The organism is Ureibacillus sp. FSL W7-1570 (genome assembly GCF_038593265.1).
Classification (GTDB): domain Bacteria; phylum Bacillota; class Bacilli; order Bacillales_A; family Planococcaceae; genus Ureibacillus; species Ureibacillus suwonensis.
Map to the genome: position 1 here is coordinate 65,919 of NZ_CP151979.1, position 20,095 is coordinate 86,013.

General features: G+C 41.2%; 20 protein-coding genes. 18 read left to right on the forward strand and 2 right to left on the reverse strand.

Going from position 1 to position 20,095, the window contains the following annotated elements; translation table 11 throughout:
• Positions 1 to 13 precede the first annotated feature (13 nt).
• The 3 genes from NST13_RS00335 to coaD are packed head-to-tail and all read left to right on the forward strand — an operon-like array spanning position 14 to position 2,508.
• Positions 14 to 1,432, forward strand: a complete 1,419-nt coding sequence (locus tag NST13_RS00335; protein ID WP_342469973.1) for an RNA polymerase II — start codon at positions 14 to 16, stop codon at positions 1,430 to 1,432.
• 19 nt (positions 1,433 to 1,451) lie between these two features.
• Complete coding sequence (gene rsmD / locus NST13_RS00340) at positions 1,452 to 2,003, forward strand: 16S rRNA (guanine(966)-N(2))-methyltransferase RsmD (RefSeq protein ID WP_342471164.1); 552 nt, start codon at positions 1,452 to 1,454, stop codon at positions 2,001 to 2,003.
• A 13-nt stretch (positions 2,004 to 2,016) separates the two neighbouring features.
• Positions 2,017 to 2,508: a pantetheine-phosphate adenylyltransferase gene (coaD, locus tag NST13_RS00345; protein ID WP_342469972.1), complete on the forward strand. Its 492-nt coding sequence runs from the start codon at positions 2,017 to 2,019 to the stop codon at positions 2,506 to 2,508.
• Positions 2,509 to 2,553: 45 nt separating this feature from the next.
• Here the strand turns inward: coaD and NST13_RS00350 are convergent, their stop codons facing one another.
• On the reverse strand, positions 2,554 to 3,348 hold the full coding sequence (locus tag NST13_RS00350) for a hypothetical protein (protein WP_342469971.1): 795 nt from the start codon (positions 3,346 to 3,348) through the stop codon (positions 2,554 to 2,556).
• 227 nt (positions 3,349 to 3,575) lie between these two features.
• Between NST13_RS00350 and NST13_RS00355 the strand changes: the two genes are divergently transcribed.
• The gene (locus NST13_RS00355) at positions 3,576 to 4,622 is read left to right on the forward strand and encodes a SepM family pheromone-processing serine protease (protein ID WP_342581116.1); all 1,047 of its coding nucleotides are present in this window, start codon (positions 3,576 to 3,578) and stop codon (positions 4,620 to 4,622) included.
• Here the strand turns inward: NST13_RS00355 and NST13_RS00360 are convergent, their stop codons facing one another.
• Positions 4,623 to 5,831 carry a nucleotidyltransferase gene (locus NST13_RS00360; RefSeq protein ID WP_342581117.1) on the reverse strand — a complete coding sequence of 403 codons (1,209 nt, stop codon included), beginning with the start codon at positions 5,829 to 5,831 and terminating at the stop codon, positions 4,623 to 4,625.
• 146 nt (positions 5,832 to 5,977) lie between these two features.
• On the opposite strand from NST13_RS00360, the gene NST13_RS00365 reads away from it, so the two are divergent.
• The 14 genes from NST13_RS00365 (at position 5,978) to murD (ending at position 20,086) form a co-directional block, all read left to right on the forward strand.
• Positions 5,978 to 6,508, forward strand: a complete 531-nt coding sequence (locus NST13_RS00365; protein ID WP_342581118.1) for a YceD family protein — start codon at positions 5,978 to 5,980, stop codon at positions 6,506 to 6,508.
• Positions 6,509 to 6,529: 21 nt separating this feature from the next.
• Complete coding sequence (gene rpmF / locus NST13_RS00370; protein WP_342469967.1) at positions 6,530 to 6,703, forward strand: 50S ribosomal protein L32; 174 nt, start codon at positions 6,530 to 6,532, stop codon at positions 6,701 to 6,703.
• 189 nt (positions 6,704 to 6,892) lie between these two features.
• The gene (locus NST13_RS00375) at positions 6,893 to 7,663 is read left to right on the forward strand and encodes an enoyl-CoA hydratase/isomerase family protein (protein ID WP_342469966.1); all 771 of its coding nucleotides are present in this window, start codon (positions 6,893 to 6,895) and stop codon (positions 7,661 to 7,663) included.
• Positions 7,664 to 7,833: 170 nt separating this feature from the next.
• Positions 7,834 to 8,232, forward strand: coding sequence for a transcriptional regulator (locus tag NST13_RS00380; protein ID WP_342469965.1), 399 nt, complete (start codon positions 7,834 to 7,836; stop codon positions 8,230 to 8,232).
• Between the two features lie 171 nt (positions 8,233 to 8,403).
• On the forward strand, positions 8,404 to 9,300 hold the full coding sequence (locus NST13_RS00385; protein ID WP_342581119.1) for a 2-dehydropantoate 2-reductase: 897 nt from the start codon (positions 8,404 to 8,406) through the stop codon (positions 9,298 to 9,300).
• Positions 9,297 to 9,689 carry a DUF3397 family protein gene (locus tag NST13_RS00390; protein ID WP_342581120.1) on the forward strand — a complete coding sequence of 131 codons (393 nt, stop codon included), beginning with the start codon at positions 9,297 to 9,299 and terminating at the stop codon, positions 9,687 to 9,689. Before NST13_RS00385 ends, NST13_RS00390 begins: the two co-directional genes overlap by 4 nt.
• 125 nt (positions 9,690 to 9,814) lie before the next feature.
• On the forward strand, positions 9,815 to 11,428 hold the full coding sequence (gene bshC, locus NST13_RS00395) for a bacillithiol biosynthesis cysteine-adding enzyme BshC (protein ID WP_342581121.1): 1,614 nt from the start codon (positions 9,815 to 9,817) through the stop codon (positions 11,426 to 11,428).
• 179 nt (positions 11,429 to 11,607) lie between these two features.
• Positions 11,608 to 12,039 (forward strand): division/cell wall cluster transcriptional repressor MraZ, encoded by a 432-nt coding sequence (mraZ, locus tag NST13_RS00400; RefSeq protein ID WP_342469961.1) that lies wholly within the window; start codon positions 11,608 to 11,610, stop codon positions 12,037 to 12,039.
• Between the two features lie 30 nt (positions 12,040 to 12,069).
• Positions 12,070 to 13,020, forward strand: a complete 951-nt coding sequence (gene rsmH, locus NST13_RS00405) for a 16S rRNA (cytosine(1402)-N(4))-methyltransferase RsmH (RefSeq protein ID WP_342581122.1) — start codon at positions 12,070 to 12,072, stop codon at positions 13,018 to 13,020.
• Positions 13,021 to 13,401 (forward strand): cell division protein FtsL, encoded by a 381-nt coding sequence (gene ftsL, locus NST13_RS00410; protein ID WP_342469959.1) that lies wholly within the window; start codon positions 13,021 to 13,023, stop codon positions 13,399 to 13,401.
• Positions 13,398 to 15,608 (forward strand): penicillin-binding transpeptidase domain-containing protein, encoded by a 2,211-nt coding sequence (locus NST13_RS00415; protein WP_342581123.1) that lies wholly within the window; start codon positions 13,398 to 13,400, stop codon positions 15,606 to 15,608. Before ftsL ends, NST13_RS00415 begins: the two co-directional genes overlap by 4 nt.
• A gap of 65 nt (positions 15,609 to 15,673) precedes the next feature.
• Entirely contained in the window at positions 15,674 to 17,593 is a 1,920-nt protein-coding gene (locus tag NST13_RS00420) for a stage V sporulation protein D (protein WP_342469957.1), read from the forward strand.
• Positions 17,594 to 17,762: 169 nt separating this feature from the next.
• Entirely contained in the window at positions 17,763 to 18,737 is a 975-nt protein-coding gene (gene mraY, locus NST13_RS00425; RefSeq protein WP_342469956.1) for a phospho-N-acetylmuramoyl-pentapeptide-transferase, read from the forward strand.
• Positions 18,734 to 20,086, forward strand: coding sequence for a UDP-N-acetylmuramoyl-L-alanine--D-glutamate ligase (gene murD / locus NST13_RS00430; protein WP_342581124.1), 1,353 nt, complete (start codon positions 18,734 to 18,736; stop codon positions 20,084 to 20,086). Before mraY ends, murD begins: the two co-directional genes overlap by 4 nt.
• The last annotated feature ends 9 nt before the right edge of the window (positions 20,087 to 20,095 follow it).

Consider the following 20,095-nt stretch of genomic DNA (forward strand, 5'->3'; position numbering starts at 1 on the left):
AGGTGGCTTGCCCATGAAATATATTGTCAGCTTCTTCAGTTTGCTTGTCTTACTTATAGGCGGTGTCCTTTTTTTTCAATATCAGGTGTTTTCCAACCAGCAGGAGAGTAAAGTGGACGATTTCACTTACAACCAGGAAATTGATATAGTCCTGAGAGGAGAAAGTTTGGACATCCGCCACCACTTTAGAAATTTACCAAATCAAACGGTTTCTATCAACTGGCCGGAGCAAGCCGTAAGCCCGGATTGTTTTATTGAAAAGGAAAACAGTTGCAAACGGTTAAGCGAGGATTTTTCCAAATTCGAAAAAAGCGATATTCAAAATCAATCCATTTCTTATATCATCCCTTTAAAGGGCGGATTGAAATCCAATCAGTTTTTGAAAGATATTTTTGTTACATTGGAAAATGGAATCGTATCCCATACGACAGTACATATTACAACCGATCAATCCGTTAACGGTACATGGGTATCGGGTTTGCCTTTAACCGGGCAGCAATCATTATCTTTGGTAAACTACACGATGTTCAGCGGTACAGGCCCGGTAAACGAACTGTATTATCAAGTGAATCCGTTGCAACATCGAGAAAAAGATGGATTGGTTACCATCTATTCGCCAAATCCGATTCAAAGTGATATGATGGAACAGTTGGATGAAATGAATCTGCTGAATGATGAGCATATCGCCATCGTTCTCGGTTCCGGCATCAAAACCCAAGGAAACCGCATTTTATTTTCGGGCAATGCATCATTGGAAGCCTTAAAGGAAGAGATCATTTTATCCCAATTGAACATGAAATATCAGTTTGATGATGTGCCGGAATGGGTGCCTGAGGTATTGGCTTCATTTCTGACAAATACCGGGATTGGCGGAGAAAAGGCAAAAGAAATTACTTTAACATTAAATAACCGGATGACGGAAGAACAACAAAAAGTTTGGACTGAAAAATTGCAAAATTTAGAAGGAACCAAACTGGACGTTGCAATGCTGGATGAATTGTTGAGCGAAGTGTTTGGAAATCACACACAATATTTCCAGGCCAATGCTGCAACAGATGAAGTATTTCCGTTGCTTTTTAATGATAACAGGGAATTATATGTAAATTCCAATGTGGCCAAGGATGTTGAAGTGATTTTCAAAGATGGGCAAGTGTTGTATTCCGCCGATACTTTGTTGAGTCATCTCGGTTATGAAACGCGGGTTGGGGAAAACGGTTATTATGCGAATAATGAAATCCGGCAATTCCGTTTCCCGATGGATCATGGATTTTATGTTTATAATCAAAGACGATACAATACGGTTTCACAACCGATTAAAGAAATTGCCGGAAAATACTATATTGAAGAATCTTGGCTGCAAAAACTGTTCATGGTAGAAATTGTTAAAAAGAAAGACTCGATTTCCATTAAAACGATCCATTCAGAACAATAGGGAAAGTTTGGTGATGAAATTGCGGGTGGTAGCCGGTGAAAGAAAAGGAATACCGCTTAAAGCGATTTCTGGAACCACTACACGGCCGACTGCAGATAAAGTGAAAGAATCCATTTTTAATATCATTGGTCCTTTTTTTGATGGAGGAACCGCTTTAGATTTATTTGCAGGCAGTGGTGGTTTGGGAATTGAAGCGTTGAGCAGGGGGGCGGAACGTGCCATCTTTGTTGAGAAAGATCGGAAGGCATTTCAAATATTGAAAGAAAACATTAAGAAATGCCGTTACGAAGATCGTTCGGAAATGTATTGCACAGAGGCCGGCCGCGCTGTCAGGGCGCTCTTGAAGAGGGATATACAAATTGATTATGTATTTGCCGACCCTCCATATAAAAAACTGGAATATTATGATTACCTTTCAATTCTTGCGGAAGGCGGAAAGCTTTCCCGTGATGCCATCATCGTTTGTGAGCATTCGTCAGAAGTGCAATTGCCCAAAAACTACGGACAATTTGTTTGCGTTCGAGAAGAAACTTATGGAAATACCAATATTTCAATTTATCGAATGAATTAGGGAGAGAGAAAAATTGTCGGAAAAAATCGCTGTTGTACCTGGAAGTTTCGATCCGATTACGAATGGACATCTGGACATTATCAGACGGGCTGCGGATATTTTTGATGTTGTCTATGTGGCTGCGTTAAAGAATTCTTCGAAAAAGCCATTGTTTACCATTGAAGAAAGAATTGAACTAATCAAAGAAGTGACGAAAGATATTCCGAATGTTCGGGTTGAAAGTTCTTCCGGATTATTGGTGGATTATGCAAAAGCCAGAAACGCCATTGCCATCGTTCGTGGCCTGCGTGCGGTCTCTGACTTTGAATATGAAATGCAAATCACATCGATGAACCGCTTTTTGGAAGAATCCATCGAAACATTTTTCATCATGACGAAAAATCAATATTCCTTCTTAAGTTCCAGCATTGTGAAAGAAGTTGCCCGATATGGGGGAAGTGTCAAAGGGCTTGTGCCTTGTGTAGTGGAAGAAGCATTGAAAGCGAAATATCAGCAAAACATTTAAACTCGGCAGACGTGCATGTCTGCCGAGTTTTTCCTTTATCCTGCCTTATAAAAATAATATAAAATATAAAAAAGGAATAATAAACGTGATAAAGATCCTTAAAAGAATATAGGGTTTCAGCGAAATATTTTCGCTTTTAGCAATGACCGCCACTTGCATATGAATGCTCAAGCTTTGGCTGGATAAAAAGGTGGCCATCAGCATCGGCAGCAAGATGGGGTCATTGGAAAAAAACTTTTGCGAAATTTGGAGTCCGTTCGTCATTTCCAAAGATGCTGCTGTCAGTAGTAGGAAATATTTATGTATATTTGGAAAAATGGTATGAATCGTATACATGACGACGGTATAGACGGTTGTGAAAAAAATGATGGTAGAACCGACAACCAGAACGGTCGGAATGCTGTCTTTGATGCTTGATATAAACGGGTTTTCAATCCGTTTAAGGTTGTCTGATTTCACGGCCTGTCGAGGATTTGAACGATGATAAAAGTAGTACAATATCAGAATCAAGATCGAAACGGTATGATATAAAATCAGGTATTGCCAGCTGAACCGGGTATTGTTCAATAAGTCATTGCCCACAAATCCCAATACGAATAAAGGGCTTGGACTATGGCAAATACTTAAAAGGCCGTTTGCTTCCTGTTTTGAAATCTGATTTGTCCTTTTCAAGTAGGCAATGGTTGCCGCACCAGTTGGAAAGCCGCCGAGGGCACTGATGCCATACGTCTTCAAATATAATTTAAATCTGGACAAGGAATTGTCCTTTTCAGGTGTCAAGCGGATAAACCATTGTGTTAAAATCAAATATGGCAGCAAATAGGGGAACAGGGCTTCCATGAATAGTTCAAGTCCAAGGTCTGCCCCTTTGTGTGCAATTCCTGGAAAGATCAATAATAAACAAATGAGTGTAATACATACGAAAAGATATAGTAGTGGAATAAGCCATCAACTCTTTTCAACTTTTTGTTTTTCTTTGGTTCATTCTTTGATTGCTAAACTAATATATGCAGGTGCAACTTTATTTATTTAGCTTTTTTGAGCTGACATAGGGGGTGCTCAAACCGTTGAAACGTCTGATATGGATGATACTTGCGTTGTTCGTCGCAATTTTTTTATCTTTTTACCAGCTTGATTACTATATTATGAAACCTGGAAGCGCCTATGATGTTAGCGAATATGTCAAAGTGGAAAATGGCGATGTGGATGATGAAGGAACATTCAGTTTAATGACTGTATCGATGAGCAATGCCACTCCCTTGACGCTCTTGATTGCGAAATTCAGCAAGTATCAAGATATTGTTAAAAAGAAGGAAATCCATCAAAAGGAAGAAGACGATCGTGAATATAATGTTCGTCAATTGACGCTTATGAAAGATTCCCAATTTAATGCCATTTATGTTGCCTTCAATAAGACAGGTTTGCCATATGAGGTGGAATATGACGGCATCATCGTGTTAAACGTATTGTCCGATGGGGCGAGCGCCGGTATCTTGCAGCCAGGGGATAAAATTGTGGAAATTGATGGAAAAGTCATTAAGAAGCCGGAAGATTTGGCTCATGCTCTGGTAGAAAAAAAAGAAAACGATGTTGTCCAACTGGTGGTTCAAAGGGATGAAAAATTATTGGACGAATCCGTCACTTTAAAAGAGATCCCCGATAGCGACGGGAAAATCGGTTTAGGCGTTACTTATAAGGAAAATGTCACAATAAAAACAGATCCGGTCGTAAAAATTAATTCGAAAGATATCGGGGGGCCTTCTGCGGGACTCATGTTCACATTAGAAATTCTCAACCAGCTCATGGATGAAGATATTACAAAAGGGTATTCGGTTGCGGGCACCGGTGTCATCAATGAAGATGGCACGGTTGGCCGGATCGGGGGCATCGAAAAGAAAGTGGTCGCCGCCGATAGAGACGGGGTGGAAATTTTCTTCGCCCCCGATGATGAAATTTCAGAGGAAGCCAAGAAGAAAGATCCTGGACTTATCTCCAATTATGAAGCGGCTGTCACAACGGCCAAAAAAATAAATACCGACATGAAAATCGTGCCGGTAAAAACGGTTGATGACGCTTTGAACTATTTGGAGAGCCTGCCTGAAAAAAAGAAATGATTACAGACGAATTGGCGGAAGTTTATAATCTCCGTCAATTTTTTTATTTGAAAAATGCTCGACGCCTAAAGCGTACATTTCGGATGCCCGGATATCGATTTGAAGCATCGGATCTTTTGCTTGTGCCACACGGCTGATCAAAGGAAGCTCCAAGTTTTTCTTCCGTTCCGATAAATAGGCCTGCCCTTTTTTTGTCATTCCAAGCAGACGGATATAGGTCGGCGTTTTGGATTGATGCAGTTCTTCTTTCGTAATGCCTGTATATATATGGGTGAGCATCCGTTGCAATCTCGTCCAAGTGTAGCGTTTGGATTTGATGGCGGACATCAGTTGTGTAAAGGTATCACTTTGTTTGGCATGCTTAATCAGTGCATATTCAATGCCTTCCGAAACGTCTGCAAAGGCGGTCAAGTGTTCCGGACGATGACGCATAATGGCATATTTCAAAAGGGGCCAGAACGCTTCCCAATCCACAAAGCGCGAATACTGATGCCGCCATTCCGTAAGTTCCTGGAACGTTGCATCCGGAACGTAAGGGCGGACTATTTCCACAGTCCCCTTCTGAAAAATTTCTTTTCGGATGCCCGTTGCACTTGCAATGGTCGACCTTTCATTGATAGAATCGTGATAATTTGCCTGGATTCGTTGGATTGTCACCGGTTGAACAGGCAAATCGAATTTTTTGGCGGCGACAATATAGTGATAGCCAAGAATGTTATTCGGTTTGGATAAGTCAAGATAAACACGGTTGTTCTTTTGTTTCAGTTGTTCATATGCATAAAACAAACTTTGCGGATAACTTATGCCAGTTGACACAAACTTTTTAATGAGTTCATTATATTCATCAAAATGGGTTTCGATTAAGTCGGCGGTGTTCAAAAACGGCTCCAATTTGCCATCTTCGCTCCCGAATGAAAAGGCTTCGCATTGCAGCGCGCCAAGGAGGAAAATCGCGCCTTCAGCAAATAAAGGAGCGTTTGCGGTGCTAAACACATAAGGCAATTCCACAACGATATCAACGCCGCTCTTCAACGCCATTTTTGCCCGGTGCCATTTGGAAACGAGGGCCGGTTCTCCTCTTTGCAGAAAGGGGCCGCTCATGACAGCGATGACCACATCAGCGTTTGTAATTTTTTTTGATTGGGTAACATGATAGTAATGTCCATTATGGAATGGATTGTATTCCACAACGATTCCGACAGCTTTCATAATATGCCCCTTTCCAAAATTTCTGTTTGATTCCTATAAGTTTATACTGAAATATTGCATCGTTTTTGTAAAGTGACAAGAAAATATCTTGACATCTAAATTATCACATTATATAATCATCATTGTTGTCTTGGGGTGATTCGTGAATGAAATGGTCTATTCATCAACTATCAAAGTATCGCCATACTGGAATGCCGATTGATACAGTCGTCGAGCTGGATGATGTGAAAAAGCGAAATAAAGATATTCGCGATATTTCACCCGTTCATATAAAAGGTCACTGTACTATCGGAAATTCACAAATGACTTGTCAATTGCATTTGACAGCGACCTTAACCCTTCCCTGTGCCCGCACTTGGGAAGATGTTGAATTTCCTGTTGAAGTTGAGACGGTTGAAGTCTTCAGTTGGGCTGATCCAGAACTTCGGGGAAATGATGAAGATGAGGATATCCATTATATAGATGGAGAAGTCATCGATTTAAAACCGGTCTTGGAAGATTTGATTCTCCTTGAAGTACCGATGCAAGTGTTCAAGGAAGGCACTGAAGGTACCATCAAAGGCGGAAAAGACTGGAGTTATTATACAGAAGAAGAGTTAAGTCAACAAAATGACAAACCAAAAGTGGATCCAAGACTTGCTGGATTAGCTAAGTTTTTTGATCAAAAAGATGAATAAACCTGTAAGGAGGTGCCAATCATGGCTGTACCATTTAGAAGAACTTCTAAAACTGCTAAAAGAAAACGCCGTACTCATTACAAATTATCAGTACCTGGTATGGTAAATTGCCCAAACTGCGGTGAACTAACTTTATCTCACCATGTTTGCAAATCTTGCGGACATTACAAAGGTAAAGAAGTGGTAAGCAAATAATAAAGCGTGCATCGTTCGTACGCTGCTTACAAAAGACTATTAGAGTGACCATGGCTCTCTAATAGTCTTTTTTTGCTTTTTTCAATGAATTTCGGTAATAACCAAATCTTGTCAAGAACGGATTCGTCTATTACTATGAAATCATATAGCGTTATGTTGAAATAATTGTTTAAAAGGGGATGTTGTTCATTGTCTTACAAAATTGATCTAAAAGATGGGATCCTAACATTTACCATCGACAGGGAAGAAAAGAGAAATGCGGTTAATGACGAAGTGATGGATGGGTTGAAACAAGTCATTAAGCATATAAAAGAAAATAAAGACGTACGGTTTTTGGTCATCACCGGTGCGGGGGATAGAGCCTTCTGTTCCGGAGGGGATTTGTCGGAATTCCATAGTTTGAAAACGGCAGAGGAAGCCTTTGGAATGCTCAGCAAAATGGGGAATATTTTATATGAACTTGCTACATTGCATGTTCCAACCATTGCACTCATTAATGGGACAGCCGTTGGTGGAGGCTGCGAAATTGCCACAGCCTGCGATTTCCGGTTGGTGGCCAGCCACGCAAAATGCGGATTCATTCAAGGAACATTGGCCATTACGACTGGATGGGGTGGCGGAACTTATTTGTTTGAAAGAGGATTGCGCCATGATCGGGCGTTGAAAATGCTGATTGATGCCAAGCCTTATACGGCCGAGCAATTATATGAAATCGGCTGGGCGATGAGAGTGTTTGATGGTCCAAAAGAAGAGGCGTTGGAAGCGTTCATTGAGGATATGAAAAAAGTTCATCCTTCTGTCCACCATGCCTATAAAGAAATTGAACTTCGCAAATGGAGAGAGCGGAATGTCTATGGACGCGTGATGGAAGAAATCAGACTTTGCGCCAAACTTTGGGAAAGCGAAGAGCATGAAAAAGCGGTGGAACGTTTCTTGTCCAAGTCAAGCAGCAAAAAATAAATGGTATATGAAAACATTCTTTTCAACCATATTACCGTAAAGAAACCTGGGTTGATGAAAATAGGTTGTGACAAAATTTTTATATGTCGCAACCTATTTTTTCTATGTTCTTTAATTCTATTTATTCTCTTTTTGCATATAGTAGAGTAAAAAAATGAGAGGTGATAGGTATGGAAGGGAAAAGAAGGAAAGATCAATGGACCCCTGAAGATGATGAAAAATTGGCAGAGATTGTGATAACTGCCGTTCAAAATGGAAGAACTCAATTGGAAGCTTTTGCAGAGGCTGCGCAAGTGCTGGGTCGTACAAAGCAAGCTTGCGGTTTCCGCTGGAATAAAACATTAAGGCAACAATACGGTCAAATGCTGAATAGTGTCAGAAAAAGACCGAAGCAACTAATGAGAAGCCATTTGAAACTTGCACTGAACAGTTTTGATGAATTGACGGAAGCGTATAATGAGCTTGAACTGAAATACCGGGAGCTTCAAACGGAACACGATCGCGTGTTAAAGTGGCTTCAACAAGGAGCCGTTTTCATTGAACAGCAGCAACAAAAGCAGCAGCAATAATCGGATATTTTCTCTTTCTACTATCCGGACGAAAATGATCGAAAACTTCAAATAGTTCCAGTATAATATGGAAAAAGGGTGTGGCACTCTTTCGGTCACACCTTTTCTTGTTGAGTTTTTATGGCAGCGGGTACAATGAAAAGAAAAGAAGTGTCAAAGAGGGTAGCGGATATGAGAAAGATTGTGGTGATTGGTGCAGGTTCTGTCGGAATGTTGATGGCTTCGTTTTTGGCCGAACATTTTGAAGTCACGGTGATCGTTCGAAGAAAAGAGCAGGAAGAAGCGATCCGTAAACATGGAATCATTAGAAGAAATTTGGATGGTACTGTTACGGAGACATTTGTGAATGTCACTTCCGGCTATGCGGAAATAGCAGGGGATTCATTAGTGATTGTGGCAGTGAAATATACTCATTTGAAAGATGTCTTGCCTCAGCTGGAAAAATTATCAATTGATATGCCCATTTTGTTTGTGCAGAACGGATTGGCCCATTTTAAAGAAGCGCTGAAACTGCCGCAAAAATCGATTGGTTTCGGATCCTGCCAATTTGGTGCGCAAAAGGAAAATGATCATACGGTTATTCATCGGGGTGTTGGTGTGTTAAAATTAGCGGTTGGTCGGGGAAATCATGAAGCATACCAATCCTTGCTTGATGTGAAGAATGGATTGTTCCCTGTCCAATGGGTTGATGATGCTGAAACGATGCTGTTGGAGAAGGCATTATACAATTGTTTCATCAACCCATTGACGGCGATACTGCAAGTGAAAAATGGCGACTTGGCGACAAATGGTCATGCCAGAAAATTGTTGGAAGTATTATATGAAGAATGCATGGAAGCTTTTCCGGAACAAAGAAAGCTTATATCTTTCCAAGATGTGATTGCATTATGTGAGAAAACGGCTTCCAACACTTCTTCCATGCTCCAGGATCGTTTGATGAACAAAAAAACGGAAGTGGATTCGATTGTAGGGGCTGTGATTAAAAAAGCGGAGCAAAAAGGAAAAAGATTGCCCACTCTAAAAACGTTATACCATTTAGTGTTGGCCATAGAGGGTGAAAAAACGTGAAATTGGTATTGGCATATGTGCTTGGCATCCTGATATTATTACCGGTAGCGATTTTCATTCTATCTTTTCTGTTCTTCCGCAAACTCTTGAAAAAACAAGTGAACAGCAGTTTTCGGTTGGCTGCGGACATCACCACCTTTGTTCTGTTTTTCTCCGTCACCATCTCCATCACAACATTATGGGGGGCCCCATTTAGCATCGTGACCATTTCCATATCATTATTGATTGCCATGATTATGACTTATATAGACTGGAGAACCCAAAAAGAGATCGAAGTGGTTCCCCTTTTAAGAAGGATTTGGCGGATGCAATTTTTATACTTGTTGATCGTATATAACATCGTTTGGATAGTGGGCATTGTTCAAAGCGTCATTTTTTTTGTTACATAGTCGGATTGAATTACATAAGAATTGAAGCCATTTTCTTTTCAGACAATGCTTTAAAGTTTACAATAGTACAAGTAAAACTCTTTTAATGAATATGAATGTATAGAGATAAGTAGAGGAGAAGTAATATGGAACTGGAAAGATTATCACCAGTTGGCAATCAGCTGTTATCTGATTTTTGGGCGGGAAGCGAACGATTATTGTCGTTTTACCAATATCCATACAACGACGATTCATTTCGCATAAGAGCCGGATATTTGAAAGAACAGCAATATGACAGAAAAGGTTTGAGCAATGTCATTTATCAATTTATGGAGCCTTTCGGAATTTCACAAAAATCGATGGAGCATTTAAATAAATTGGAAAACGGAGCGTTGGCGGTCGTTGGCGGACAACAGGCAGGGCTGCTTACGGGTCCGCTTTATTCTGTTTATAAAGCGATCAGTGTCATTTTATTGGCAAGAGAACAAAGTGAAAAATTGGGCATTGATGTGGTACCGATATTTTGGATTGCAGGGGAAGATCACGATATTCTTGAAATCAATCATACCTTCACGATTGCGGAAGGGGTGCCGAAAAAGAGAATTTATGGCACAGCTCCCCGCCATAAAACCATTGCTTCCGAAACCCGGTTTGATCATGCGGAAATGAAAGCTTTCATTGATGAAATTTTTAAAGATTATGGAGAAACGGAACATACACGGGGAATTTATCAATCGGTCCTCCATCATATGAATGAAAGCGAAACATTCACAGATTTCTTCTCCCGTTTACTGAACGAATTATTTCAAGAAGAAGGACTTTTGATGATTGATTCGGCGTTTCCGCCATTTCGACATTATCAATCCGCTTTTTTTCAACAAATCATCCAAAAAAATGAGGCAATCAGCGCGGCGGTTGTTGAAAAAGAGCGATTATTTGACAAAAACGGATATGGTACGCCGATTTCAGCGGCGGAGGAAAATGCGAACCTGTTTTATGTAAAAGACGGAGAACGATTTTTACTGGAAAGAAAAAATGGGGATTTTGTCAATTTGGCTGCAAACGTGAAATTTACGGAAGACGAGCTTTTGCAGCTTGCTGAACGGTCACCGGAAAAGTTGAGCAATAATGTGGTGACAAGACCATTGATGCAAGAAATGTGTTTGCCGGTATTGGCATTTGTGGCAGGTCCGGGTGAGCTTCAATATTGGGCGACATTAAAAGATGCTTTTGAAATATTGAATTTGCAGATGCCGATTTTGGCACCGAGATTAAACATTACCCTTGTCACGCGACAAGCGGAACAATTGCTTTCTGAATACGATCTGACTTTTGAAGATGTTGTAAATGGCCAAGTGGAAAAAATAAAACAACAATTTATCGAAAGCATTCAGGATGCGGAAGCGAAAAACAAAATCGATCATATTCGGAAAATGCTTGAAGCGGAATACGAAGACTTGTCCCGATATCTTGATTCGAAACAAATTCATTTGGAAAAGATACTGGAAAAAAATAAACAGTATCATTTCATGCAGCTGGATTATTTGAATAAAAAAGTTGAACAGGAAGTGCTGCTGAAGCATGAACATACGATCCGCAGATTAAACACCATTGCAAGTGAGTTATATCCGAATGACAATTGGCAAGAGCGGGTATACAATCCTTATCAGTATTTAAATATCTATGGACAAAGTCTTATTTCGGATTTATTAAAGTTGCCTTTGAAAATAAGTAATTCCCACTATTTAGTAAAATTTTAATAATATCCGACTATTTTTATGAGCTATCTCTGGCAGAGGTAGCTCTTTTTTACTTTATCAGAATGCTCCCTTATGAGTACTATTGTCATGATTTATCAAAAGTTTATCATCGTAATGAAAAATGTGTGGAGGAAAGTGGGGGATTGTGGTACATTATTTACTAAAGTGGGGTGAGTAGCATGTTCATGGGAGAATATCAACACACCGTTGATGCCAAAGGACGTTTAATCATACCATCAAAATTTCGTGAAGCATTAGGCAATTCTTTTGTGATTACAAGAGGTCTTGATAACTGTCTTTTTGGCTATCCTATGAACGAATGGCGAAAGCTCGAAGAAAAATTAAAAGACTTGCCAATGACAAAAAAAGATGCGAGAGCGTTTGCCAGGTTCTTCTTCTCAGGGGCTACTGAAGTTGAATTGGATAAACAAGGGCGCATCAACATCCCATCGAATCTTGCTGCTTATGCCAAACTGGAAAAAGAATGTGTCATTTTGGGAGTCTCAACCAAAATTGAAATATGGTCAAAAGAGCTTTGGGAAGAATATTTCAACCAAGCAGAGGAGTCTTTCAACGATATTGCGGAAAATCTTATCGGTTTTGACTTCTAAGAGAATACATCCGTGAAGGGGCAAAATCACATGTTCAATCATACTACCGTATTGCTAAAAGAGACTGTCGATGGATTGAATGTCAAACCGGACGGAATCTATGTGGATTGTACGTTAGGTGGGGCCGGTCATAGCGAATATTTGGTTCAACAGCTTTCAGACGCGGGAAGATTGATTTGTTTTGATCAGGATTTAAATGCTATTGAGCATGCAAAAAAACGTTTGGAACAATACAACGATAAAATCACTTATGTTCATTCCAATTTCCGTTATTTAAAGCAACAATTGGATTTGCTAAATATTCAGAAAGTTGATGGCATTCTCTATGATTTGGGCGTTTCATCCCCACAATTGGACACTCCAGAGCGGGGATTCAGCTATCAACATGATGCTCCTTTGGACATGCGAATGGATCAGACCCAAGAATTGACTGCCTATCATATTGTGAACGAGTGGCCTTATGAAGCGTTAGTGCGCATTTTTTTTCGTTATGGAGAAGAACACTTTTCCAAGCAAATTGCCCGCAAAATTGAATCGGCAAGAAAAAAGGGACCAATCGAAACAACTGGACAGCTTGCGGAATTAATCAAAGAAGCGATTCCAGCATCCCGTCGTCGCACAGGCGGACATCCTGCAAAGAGAGTTTTCCAGGCAATCCGCATTGCGGTAAATGACGAGTTGGGAGCAATTGAAGATTCGCTTACTGATGCCATTGATTTGTTGCGTGTGGGTGGCCGTATCAGCGTCATTACATTCCATTCATTGGAAGACCGCATCGTCAAAACAATATTTAAAGAGGCTTCTTCATTGCCGGAGTTACCTCCAGGGTTACCAATCATTCCAGATGAATTCCAACCGGTATTAAAAATAATTACAAAAAAACCGATTGTGCCATCAAAGGAAGAAATAATGGCGAACAATCGGGCGAGATCGGCAAAACTGCGGATCTCGGAAAAAATTCATGAAAAAGGGCGTGGCTAAATGGCAGTTCGTGTAAGGCAACAAATTTATTATCAGCATCAAGAAGCACCCTATGAACAACCCGCTATCCAACCTAAGACCAAACAGTCACCAAAGAAACACCGGAAAATCATCACAGCAAGGGAAAAGTTTCTATATATAGCATTTGTCATACTTATCGCAACACTATCCATATTCATTTTACATAAGCAAAGCTCTATTCAAAAAACAACGATCGAAATAGAGAAAATTGAAAGAGAAATTGCGGAAATTGAGAAACAAAATGTTGATTTAAAGGTGCAAGTCAGCGAATTATCAACATACGAAAGAATCTGGGAAAAAGCAAATTCACTCGGTTTGACTCTGAAAGAAGATAATGTAAAGGTTGTGCCGGGAGAATGAAGAAAAAGAAATTTCGTTTTCAATGGGGAGCCTTTCTATTGTTCGTCTTTTATGGAGGGCTCTTTTTTGCATTATTGTTGAGGATTACGTTTATTCAAGCGACAGGTCAAGTGGAAGGGGAACAATTGAAGGCGAAAGCTGCGGCATTGTACCAAAAGGAAGCGGTGATCACTGCCGAAAGGGGCAAAATACTGGACCGGAACGGCAATGTGATTGCGGAGGACACGTTAAGTTACCGATTGATAGCCATCGTCAATCCGGTCGCAACAACAAACCCGAAAAAACCGCAGCATGTAGTGGACCCTGAAAAGACGGCGGAAGTGTTGTCAAAATATATTTCCCTGGATGAATCGGAAATTTATAAAATTTTAACAAAACGAAGACCGGATGGCCGCTATTATTACCAAGTGGAATTTGGCGCGGCAGGTAGAGGAATCAGCCACGAAATCAAAACTAAAATTGAAAAGGAACAATTGCCTGGAATTAAGTTTGTAAGTGATACCAAAAGATATTATCCAAATGGTGTCTTTGCCTCCCACTTAATCGGTTTTACGCAGAAGGAAAAGCAGGATGATGGAACATTCCTCTCTGTCGGAAAAATGGGGTTGGAGTTGATTTACAATAAACAATTGACCGGGGAAAACGGAAAGATTGAATACGAAACGGATGCATTGCATTATCTGATCCCGAACAGAGAAAAAATGGTCAAACCGGCGAAAAACGGAGACAACATATACTTGACGATTGATAAAACGATTCAAAACTTTTTGGAAGATGCCATGACAAATGTTTACCAAGAATATAATCCGGAAATGATGGTCGGCATTGTCGCGGATGCCAAAACGGGAGAAGTCCTCGCAATGTCCCAGCGTCCAACTTTCAATCCGGAAACGCGGGAAGGTTTGGAAAACAATTGGTTGAACTATCTCACCCAGGAAGTGATTGAACCGGGTTCCACAATGAAAACCTTCACATTGGCTGCAGCGATCGATTCCGGCCATTGGAATCCGAATGCCACCTATCAATCGGGCGCATATAAGGTGCTTGACAGAACAATCCGGGACCACAACGTTTACGGTTGGGGACGGATCACTTATTTGGAAGGTTTCCAACGCTCATCGAATACGGCGATGGCCAATTTGCTCCAAACAATGGGGAACGATACGTTCATTCGATATTTAAATGCATTCGGTTTCGGACAAAAGACAGGAATTGACTTGCCTGGGGAAGTAACCGGAACCATTTTGACCCGTTATCCCATCAACTATGTAACGACTTCATTCGGACAAGGATCTACGGTGACGCCGATACAACTTGTGCAGGCAATGACGGCCATCACCAATGATGGCGTGATGATGCAGCCGTATGTCATTGACAAAATAGTTGATTCTTCCACTGGAAAAGTGATTGAAGAACATAAACCGAAAGAAAAAGGAAAGCCGATTTCGGCAAGCACTGCAAAACAAGTAAGGAAAATATTGTCATCCACAGTCACTTCGGAAGTCGGTACTGCCAGAAACTATCACATTGACGGTTATGAAGTTGCAGGCAAAACAGGGACAGCCCAAATTCCGAATCCGAATGGAAGAGGCTATTTGTACGGCAAAAACAATTATTTGTATTCCTTTTTAGGGATGGCTCCTGCCGATGATCCCCAGTTGATCGTCTATGTGGCGGTAAAAAGACCGAAACTCAAAGATACTGAAGTAGGTTCTGAACCGGTGGCCAAAGTATTTAAACCTGTAATGGAAAACAGTTTGAAATATTTAAATATCAACCCCGAAGATGTGAAGCCGGTAGAAACGGTGAAAATCGGAAAGTATATAGGGAAAAATGCCGATAATCTAAAACAAGAATTGGAGAGTCAAGGTTTGAAACCGATCATTATCGGTGAAGGGGGAGAAATCATCGACCAATATCCGAAAGAGGGGGTATCCTTGTTGAAAAACGGCCTCGTCTTTTTAAAAACCGATGGCGCTGTGACATTGCCTTCATTTGAAAATTGGTCATTAAGAAATTTGCTCATCTATAAATCGATGTCCGGTATAAATCTTGAAATTGTGGGGGAAGGATATGTAGAAAGCCAAAGTGTTTCAGAAAATACGGTCATTACCGATTCATCACCAATCGTTGTAAAATTGAAAACGCCTGAAGAATCCTTTGTTCAAAATAAAGAGGGGACAAAAGAAGAGTTGCCACAAGATTAATTCATCCCTTTTGAATAGATGAGAAGTTCGATTCATACCTTGTTAAAAACGGGGTGTGGTGTCGAATGAAGTGGATTTCAACCGTTTCGAAAAAACGGTTAAGGATTGTGCTTTTTGGATTTATTCTTTTTGTGGCAGCTGTCATTGTACGGCTGTTTTATGTCCAAGTTATTCAACATGATAAGTTGACAGAACTGGCAAAGGAAAATTGGGATCGGGAAATTCCGTTCGCTTCAGAGCGTGGGGAAATCGTCGATCGACACGGTGAAGTGATTGTAACAAACAAATTGGCTCCGACCCTATATTTCATGCCGGCTCAAAATGACAATATCGAACAAGCTGCAAAACAAATCGCTTCCGTATTAAAAGTGGATGAAAAGAAACTCTATGAAAAAATGAACTCCAAATCCTATTTAGTCAAGCTTGCGCCGGAAGGGAAAAACATTACGTACGAACAAGCCGTTGAACTGCAAGGATTGAAAATCGACGGCTTATATACCGGTGTCGATTACGTACGGCATTACCCTTACGGAACGCTGCTTTCCCGTTTCCTTGGATTCACCGGCTACGACACACAAGGATTGGCAGGAATCGAATTTCAATACGATAAATATTTGACGTCAAAAGATGCGGCCATCCGGCTTTTTACAGATGCGAAAGGGAATGCTTTGCCACACGTGGATGATGAGTGGCGGGAAGGGAAACAAGGTGCGACGGTGCAACTGACCATTGATTTGGAAGTCCAACAAGTGGTGGAAAGAGAATTGGCGCAAGCGATGAAAAAATACAATGCGGAACAGGCGCTGGCAATCGTGATGAATCCAAATTCGGGTGAAATATTGGCCCTTGCTTCATATCCTACATACGATCCCAGCAATTATGAAAATGCGAAACCTGAAATCTATAACCGCAACTTGCCAGTCTGGATGACCTTTGAGCCAGGGTCAACATTTAAAATTATTACTTTGGCTGCTGCCCTTGAGGAGGGCAAAGTCGATTTGGACAAAGATACATTCTACGATAGAGGGTATACAATCGTGGAAGATTCGAGGTTGCGTTGCTGGAAACGGGAAGGCCATGGACAGCAAACTTTTTTGCAAGTGGTGGAAAACTCCTGTAACCCTGGTTTTATCGAACTTGGCCAACGGGTGGGGCCGGACAAATTATTGCAATACATTAAAAACTTTGGTTTTGGGGAATCAACAGGATCAAATATTGCAGGTGAAGCGACCGGCATCCTATTTTCAAAAGAAGCCTTCGGACCCGTTGAACATGCGACAACTTCCTTCGGGCAAGGGATTGCGGTGACTCCGATCCAGCAAGTCCAGGCAGTGTCCGCAGCCATTAATGGAGGGAAACTTTATAAGCCTTATGTCGTTTCAAAAATAGTCGATTCTGAAACGGGAAAAACCATTCTTGAAAATAAACCGGAGCTGAAACGTACTGTAATCAGCGAAAAAACTTCAGAAAAGGTTCGGTACGCTTTGGAATCGGTTGTTGCAAATGGCTCTGGACGCAATGCTTACCGGGATGGGCTGCGCATTGGAGGAAAAACCGGAACGGCCCAAAAGGTGGAAAACGGCCGATACAAATCGGGTGATTATATTGTTTCTTTCATCGGTTTTGCACCTAGCGATCATCCACAAGTGGTTGTATACGTTGCCGTTGATAGTCCGAAAAGTTCCGTTGTATTTGGAAGCACGATCGCCGCTCCTATCGTAGGGCAAATCATCGAGGATATTGCGCCGATTATCGGGTTGCAAGTCAATCGGGAAGGCCAGTTGGAAAAGCAGTATCGTTGGGGAGATCCAATGACGGAACGGGTACCGAATTTAGTGGGAATGAAAGTGGATGAAATCATGAAATTGAATTATCCGTTCCATATCGAATTGCATGGAAAAGGAGAAGTTGTTAAATCCCAATTGCCAGAACCGGACAACATATTGGAAGTCGATGGAACCATTCATCTATATTTGGGGGATTGATCAGATTGGAAGGGATTGTTTTCCAATCGCTTATCACCTGCGGGATCCGCTTTTATCCCGCAGGAAATTCCCGGAATGAAATACTACCACAATTTGTTAATGGTGCCATGTAATATTTTGTGATATTGTAGAAATCAATTCAGAAAGAAGTTTTTGAGGGAGATCTAACATGTCTATCGAAACAACAATAACCATTTTAGCTGTATCCTTTATTATTTCAGTGATATTAGGTCCGATATTCATACCAATATTAAGAAGACTGAAATTCGGTCAAAGCATTCGCACAGAAGGCCCAAAATCCCATATGAAAAAAGCGGGTACACCGACGATGGGCGGAGTGATATTCTTAATCTCCATCATTGCCACTACCATCATTGCAGGGAAAATCTTTAATTTATTCACTACCCAGTCCGTCGTCCTGTTGCTCGTACTGGTGGGATTTGGCGTAATCGGACTGCTCGATGACAGCATCAAAATTGTTTTGAAAAGAAATTTGGGATTAACTTCTTTGCAAAAATTGATCGGTCAAATCGTTATTTCCATCCTGGCATTCCTGCTTTTAAGACTGGGGGCTTTCGATACTTCCATCAGCATCCCGTTTACCGAATGGTCGATTGACCTGGGAATTCTTTATGTAGCTTTCTTAATTTTTTGGCTTGTCGGTTTTTCCAATGCGGTCAATTTGACGGATGGGTTGGATGGATTGGTGGCCGGCACTGCATCCATTGCCTTCAGCGCCTTTGGAGTGATTGCGCTATTTAATGAACAAGCGGATGTGGCGGTATTCACTTTTGCTGTCACGGGAGCATTGTTAGGATTTTTAATTTTCAATGCGAACCCTGCAAAAGTGTTCATGGGGGATACCGGATCCCTTGCATTGGGAGGCGCTCTCGGGCTCGTATCCATCATTGTGAAGGAAGAATTGCTGCTGCTGGTTGTAGGGCTTGTTTTTGTGATTGAAACTTTATCGGTGATCCTTCAAGTAATCAGCTTTAAAACAAGAGGAAAACGCATTTTTAAAATGGCGCCGATTCATCACCATTTTGAATTATCAGGATGGTCGGAGAGAAAAGTGGTTGGCGTATTTTGGACAATGGCATTATTAGTAGCAATGATTGCTGTGATAGCGGAGGCATATTTATGATTCATACAACAAAATTTCAACATAAAAAAGTGTTAGTTTTAGGTTTGGCAAAAAGCGGGGTGGCTGCATCACTTCTTTTACATAAACTTGGAGCTTTTGTGACGGTGAATGATGCAAAACCTTTCGATGAAAATCCTGATGCCCAATCATTACTGAAAAAAGGAATCACAGTCATTTGCGGAAGACATCCGGAAGATCTTTTGGATGAAGAATTTGAACTTGTCGTGAAAAATCCTGGAATTCCATACACAAATCCAATTGTAAAAGACGCTCTTTCCCGTAAATTGCCCGTGATTACGGAAATCGAACTGGCTTATTTGATCAGCGAAGCGCCGATGATTGGCATTACCGGAACAAACGGGAAAACGACAACAACGACATTGATTTTTGAAATGTTAAAAGCGGGTGGCCGCCATCCGAAAATTGCGGGCAATATCGGTACAGTCGCGTGCAGCGTTGCGGAAAAGGCCGCGGCTGATGAAGTGATTGTAACGGAATTATCCTCTTTCCAATTGATGGGGATTGACCAATTCAAACCCAAAATTGCGGTGCTGACCAATTTATACAATGCCCATTTGGATTATCATGGCACCTTTGAAGAATACGCGAAAGCGAAATTCGGCATCACCAAAAACCAAACGGAAGAGGATTATTTAATCTTCAATAAAGATCAGGATGTAGTGGTGGAATGGGCGAAAGAATCGCGCGCCAAAAAAATACCTTTCAGCATACAAGGCCGGATGGATGAAGGGATCAGCGCAGATGAAACAACGATTTACTGGCAGGGAGAACCGTTCTTGCAACGGGAGATCATCGCTTTACCGGGCAAACACAATTTGCAAAACGTGTTGGCAGCGATTGCCGCTTGCAACCTTTACGGATGCGGCAAGGAAGCGATTGAAGAAGTGCTGAAAACCTTCTCTGGTGTACGCCATCGCACCCAATTTGTACGCGAATGGAAAGGGCGCAAGATTTACAACGATTCGAAGGCTACAAATTGCTTGGCAACCAAGGTGGCTTTGGAAGCTTTTCAACAGCCGATTGTATTGATCGCTGGAGGGCTTGACCGGGGACATTCCTTTGAAGAATTGCGGGAAGCCATGAAAAATGTGAAAGCCGTTGTTGCAATGGGAGAAACAAAGCACCGTTTCATCGAATTTGCAAAATCCTGCAATATTGGAACATGCGAAATTGCTGCGAATATTGAGGAAGCGGTCGAAAAGGCTGCGGAGCTGTCTGCAAGTGGAGATATTATTTTATTATCCCCTGCTTGCGCAAGTTGGGATCAATACAAAAGCTTCGAAGTCCGGGGAGATTTATTTATCGAGGCGGCAATGAAACTTTCTTAATTGCTTGTA

Coding starts and splice junctions, on each gene's coding strand:
- NST13_RS00335 (WP_342469973.1), top strand. CDS start 14: ATGAAATATATTGTCAGCTTCTTCAGTTTGCTTGTCTTACTTATAGGC.
- NST13_RS00350 (WP_342469971.1), bottom strand. CDS start 3,348: ATGGAAGCCCTGTTCCCCTATTTGCTGCCATATTTGATTTTAACACAA.
- NST13_RS00360 (WP_342581117.1), bottom strand. CDS start 5,831: ATGAAAGCTGTCGGAATCGTTGTGGAATACAATCCATTCCATAATGGA.
- NST13_RS00365 (WP_342581118.1), top strand. CDS start 5,978: ATGAAATGGTCTATTCATCAACTATCAAAGTATCGCCATACTGGAATG.
- rpmF (WP_342469967.1), top strand. CDS start 6,530: ATGGCTGTACCATTTAGAAGAACTTCTAAAACTGCTAAAAGAAAACGC.
- NST13_RS00380 (WP_342469965.1), top strand. CDS start 7,834: ATGGAAGGGAAAAGAAGGAAAGATCAATGGACCCCTGAAGATGATGAA.
- NST13_RS00385 (WP_342581119.1), top strand. CDS start 8,404: ATGAGAAAGATTGTGGTGATTGGTGCAGGTTCTGTCGGAATGTTGATG.
- bshC (WP_342581121.1), top strand. CDS start 9,815: ATGGAACTGGAAAGATTATCACCAGTTGGCAATCAGCTGTTATCTGAT.
- mraZ (WP_342469961.1), top strand. CDS start 11,608: ATGTTCATGGGAGAATATCAACACACCGTTGATGCCAAAGGACGTTTA.
- rsmH (WP_342581122.1), top strand. CDS start 12,070: ATGTTCAATCATACTACCGTATTGCTAAAAGAGACTGTCGATGGATTG.
- ftsL (WP_342469959.1), top strand. CDS start 13,021: ATGGCAGTTCGTGTAAGGCAACAAATTTATTATCAGCATCAAGAAGCA.
- NST13_RS00415 (WP_342581123.1), top strand. CDS start 13,398: ATGAAGAAAAAGAAATTTCGTTTTCAATGGGGAGCCTTTCTATTGTTC.
- NST13_RS00420 (WP_342469957.1), top strand. CDS start 15,674: ATGAAGTGGATTTCAACCGTTTCGAAAAAACGGTTAAGGATTGTGCTT.
- mraY (WP_342469956.1), top strand. CDS start 17,763: ATGTCTATCGAAACAACAATAACCATTTTAGCTGTATCCTTTATTATT.
- murD (WP_342581124.1), top strand. CDS start 18,734: ATGATTCATACAACAAAATTTCAACATAAAAAAGTGTTAGTTTTAGGT.